The sequence below is a fragment of the Vibrio sp. 10N.222.48.A3 genome (genome assembly GCF_041475345.1).
GTDB classification, from domain to species: Bacteria; Pseudomonadota; Gammaproteobacteria; order Enterobacterales; family Vibrionaceae; genus Vibrio; species Vibrio tasmaniensis_A.
Genome location: NZ_JBFRVX010000991.1, coordinates 1 through 3,991, shown reverse-complemented (window position 1 = coordinate 3,991; position 3,991 = coordinate 1). Strand labels below are relative to the sequence as shown.

Genomic DNA, 3,991 nt, shown 5'->3' with positions numbered 1-3,991 from the left:
GCCTCAATATCAACCATGTGGTTAGCCAGTGAAATCGATGTTGGGTTAAGCAGTCGAGAGTAAATATCGTGCAGCGGCTCCTTACCATTAAACGCATCTTCAATCCATTCTGTACACGCAAACAAATAGGTCGCGGTACGTGTAATCACAGGGCTCGCAGAGAAAATAGCAGCGACATTATCGAAGATAGGATACGCACCTTTGGATGCAAAATTACCATTATTGGTGGCAATAGACTGGTAAGTGGCGCGCATTGGGTTTTGCAGATTGTCGAGGATCTTAGCGATCTGGAATGACAAAAAACGTTTGGCGTTAAACCAAGCGATTCGGTCGCTCTTATCGAGCTCTGAAAGGCCATCAACCGTCAATGCCCAAAGATCGAGTGTCTTGGTATTGGCTTTGTACAGTGTCGTCGCCAGTTCGATAAGCGTGACGCCGTAATCACTGTTTGGGTCGATACCAAAATGCTTGGCTTGCTCAATGGCAAGGGCTTCTGCTTGTTCGTGTTTGGTAGTTTTACGCAGCGGGCTAAGTTGAGTTGAAGTATTCATAGTTCCTAAGTCATTCCATGCTTGTTGTTCCTCCTTTAATTTTAGTTTTGTGCAGATGCTAAAAATTGCTATTTACGAAGTAAGACATACACTTTGAGCAATAATATTGCCAAACTAAATTCAATATTGATGGAATATGCCAATGGATGAGATCGATAAGAAAATACTGGCTGAACTGCAAAGCAACGCTCGGCTGACTAATCAAGAGTTGGCTGATCGCGTGGCACTGTCGCCCTCTCCTTGCTTACGCCGAATTCGAGCATTAGAGAAACAAGGGATTATTCGCGGCTATCACGCCAGTGTTGACCAAGAAGCGTGTGGCCTGCCAGTCAATGTGTTTGTGTTGGTGAAACTTGAAAAGCCGACAGAAGAGAACATGCGAGACTTTGAACAGCACATCGAAGTGATTGATGAAGTGTTAGAGTGCTTTCTAATGACGGGCAATCACGACTACCTATTGCATGTAGTCAGCGAGTCGCTAAAAAGCTACGAGCAGTTTATCCGCAAGCAATTAACCCGCCTGCCCAATATTGCTTCGATTGAATCCAGCTTCGCCTTCGGTCAGGTAAAAACAAAGACCAAGCTGCCAGTCAGGTAATGAGTGTCACGATAACTTGGGTTTAAAGACCTCTAGATCATTATCGGCACATATAGAGCTCTGTCCATTGCTACTGAGTCAGTGCCACCTAGTTTCCGCGCCTAAGCCATAGAGTTAATCGCTTGGGTCAACGTTTATTAACCAGTCTTGGTTGCTTCCAGTATATTGAGATGCCCTAGGTCTCATTGTCGTGAATTCGGTTTTCGATATCCCGAAATTTCCTTTATTTTCAAAGCTGTTTTGTTATATTCATGTGAAACATTACTAATATAAGAAATGGCTTAAATGATAAAACAAAGTTGTACTTTTTTAACGTCACTGTCGCTGCTGCTATCCGCTAGCACTTTTGCATACGATCTTGAGATAGAAGCTTTTGAAGGCGAAGAACTCGCACTTTTAAAGAACGCAGAAACGTCTAGCGATAACGAATTGCTAATGCAGGCTGCTAACCTTTTAATTGAAGATTCAATGTATGAAGAGAACTTACAACGGGGATATGAGTACATGAATCAAGTAGCGGAATCTGGTGAGGTAAAAGCGATGATTACCTTGGCAGATAATTATTACTACGAAGAGCAATACGAAAAAGCACTGGCTTGGTACCACAAAGCTGAAACCAGCAAAGACCCTTATGTGCTCTACTCATTAGGCGTAATGTATTTTGATGGTGAAGGTACACCTGTCGACCTAAAGAAAGGCAACGATTATTACCTAGCTTCTGCAAAAGCGGGGTATTCTGACGCTATGTATCAACTCGCATTTTCATACGATGAAGGTCAAGGCGTCACTCAAGACTTCTCCAAATCTGCGTATTGGTTTGAGCAATCGGCTAACTTAGGCGATGCAAGTGCTATGTACAATTTGGGTATTTCTTACCTAAATGGACAAGGCGTTGAAAAGAGTTGCTCTAAAGCGATGCAATTATTTAGCAAAGCCATTGAAGAAGATGAACATACACTTTCTTATGTGAAGATGGGTGATATTTACTCTTCTACGCGATACAAAAAACCGTGTGGTTTCAAAACTACAGACGCAAAAAAAGCATTAGAGTATTACACTCACGCCGCAATGCAGGGCAACGATTATGGTCAATATTCCGTTGGTTACGCCTACCGTAATGGTCACGGTACATGGAGCGATTTTGTTAAAGCGCTAGCATGGTTTGAAGTCGCGCAGGAATACGGAAACTCGGATGCAGAGAAAGAGATAATCGACGTGAAACAGTACATGTCGAAAGAAAACATTGCCGCAGCTGCGCAGCTTAAAGACTCTTTAATCGAAGATATCTGGTAAGGATAGTAACGACTCTAATTGTCATGGACTAGAACACTTCTATCCAATTACCCGTTAGAGATCGGTTTATTGTAACAGCCTCAAAACTAAGGCCTCACACACACGAGGCCTTAGTTTTATCTATCGAAAGGTTGTCCCCCGACTCCACCAACTTAGCCGCTTTCATCAACTTTTCATTAAACTGCTTTGGTTGCTCTAGCATATGGACATAGCCTGAACCTTCAACGTAGCTAGTAATCAATGGCCTTGACAGAGATTAGTAGGATGAAAACTTTGAAAAGGTACAGCATAACGTGCCGACACATCATAGCGTCCAGACAAATGCTGAGTGACTAAATACTGACGTTGCTCCTCATTATAAAAGTGTTGTGTTGCTTCTAGTTCAATAGCATCTCCATCCCCAGCACAAATGAAATAGTCGTCGTCCATATCTCGAAATGCTATTGGGGTTTCATCTACCAATCCATATCTATCGGTCATCTTTCTTGACCTCCAAATATCTTTAAATGTACCTAGCTCAAAGCGTTTTAAATTTCGCCATTGTACGAACATATAAGTGTCTTGCGAGGGAATCGATGGAATGTCATTCATTGCCTCGTTCGGGCTTTTACAAGTATCAAACAAAACCACAGCATTGTTCTCAACTCTAAATGGCAATCTATCTTCATCTTGTATATAAGAATCCACCGTCTTCTTAGGCCAAGATTCATTTTTCGGGCTGAGATAAAAAGAAGGAAACCTTAGGTAAGACCCAAAATCATCAGTTTTATTAGCGTCAACAATTTCATAAACAGGATTATCATGAAGTGAGTCATAGCTCGCACTATAATCGAACTCAATTTTAAACAAAAAATCTTCCATCTCGGGTTTAGTAAGAGACGTGAAAGCTTTATCGACCGACGCTTTGATTTTCTCAATGGATTTGGGGTGAGTGAGGTAAATAGGAATGAGTCCGTGTCCAGTAATGTCTAATTTACTCGGTGCTATCGTGGTGTTGGGAGGCGGAACACTGCCTATCCCTGTAAAGTTAAGCAAATTAATCACAAGGTCTGAGGCCGATAAAATATAATCACTGTCTGGGCTAAGGGTTGGAGAAGCGGGAGCGATGTGAACGACGCGAATGTTATCGGCACTGTAACCGTATTGAGATGTAACATGCTTGTACGATTCGTTTACCCACAAGTTCCCTTGTGAATGCGCGATGTAAATGAGCTTTTTTCCTTTCCACGTAAGAGAGTCATTTAAAAGATGATGCTGCATTCTAGTTTGGCTGGTTTCGGGGGCATCAATAAGTGATGCTAGTTCTTTTAAATATGTCGTGATGGTTGCATTGATGGTTTGGTTTGTGAAGTCAAGAACAAACCCAGCAAACCAAGCAAAAGTGGCGCTGATTTTTTGGATGATAGAGCTGTTTTGCCTACCGCTCACAATGTCCCAAAACGCCTCCCACCGGTCGAATTGTTTCTGCTCTAACTCGTAAGTTCTTTGGTCAAAGGTTTCAGCAAAATCAGCCAGTACGTTAAGCCCACTTCCGTCAATATAAGAATCG

3 protein-coding genes and 1 pseudogene are annotated in these 3,991 nt (G+C 42.2%); 2 read left to right on the top strand and 2 right to left on the bottom strand.

What is annotated here, in order from left to right; translation table 11 throughout:
* Positions 1-551 (bottom strand): annotated as a pseudogene (locus tag AB4653_RS22820) (Cys/Met metabolism pyridoxal-phosphate-dependent enzyme); the annotation flags it as partial.
* Between the two features lie 142 nt (positions 552-693).
* Here AB4653_RS22820 and AB4653_RS22815 point away from each other — a divergent pair.
* Together AB4653_RS22815 and AB4653_RS22810 are read left to right on the top strand one after the other, a co-directional pair.
* A complete protein-coding gene (locus AB4653_RS22815) occupies positions 694-1,149 on the top strand; it encodes an Lrp/AsnC family transcriptional regulator (RefSeq protein WP_009846980.1) in 456 nt (151 codons plus the stop codon).
* Positions 1,150-1,434: 285 nt separating this feature from the next.
* Positions 1,435-2,442: a tetratricopeptide repeat protein gene (locus AB4653_RS22810; RefSeq protein WP_009846981.1), complete on the top strand. Its 1,008-nt coding sequence runs from the start codon at positions 1,435-1,437 to the stop codon at positions 2,440-2,442.
* A 237-nt stretch (positions 2,443-2,679) separates the two neighbouring features.
* Here AB4653_RS22810 and AB4653_RS22805 read toward each other — a convergent pair.
* Positions 2,680-3,991 (bottom strand): hypothetical protein (locus tag AB4653_RS22805; RefSeq protein WP_372105393.1); only part of this gene is annotated, 1,312 nt, incomplete at its 5' end.

Coding starts and splice junctions, on each gene's coding strand:
- AB4653_RS22810 (WP_009846981.1), top strand. CDS start 1,435: ATGATAAAACAAAGTTGTACTTTTTTAACGTCACTGTCGCTGCTGCTA.
- AB4653_RS22815 (WP_009846980.1), top strand. CDS start 694: ATGGATGAGATCGATAAGAAAATACTGGCTGAACTGCAAAGCAACGCT.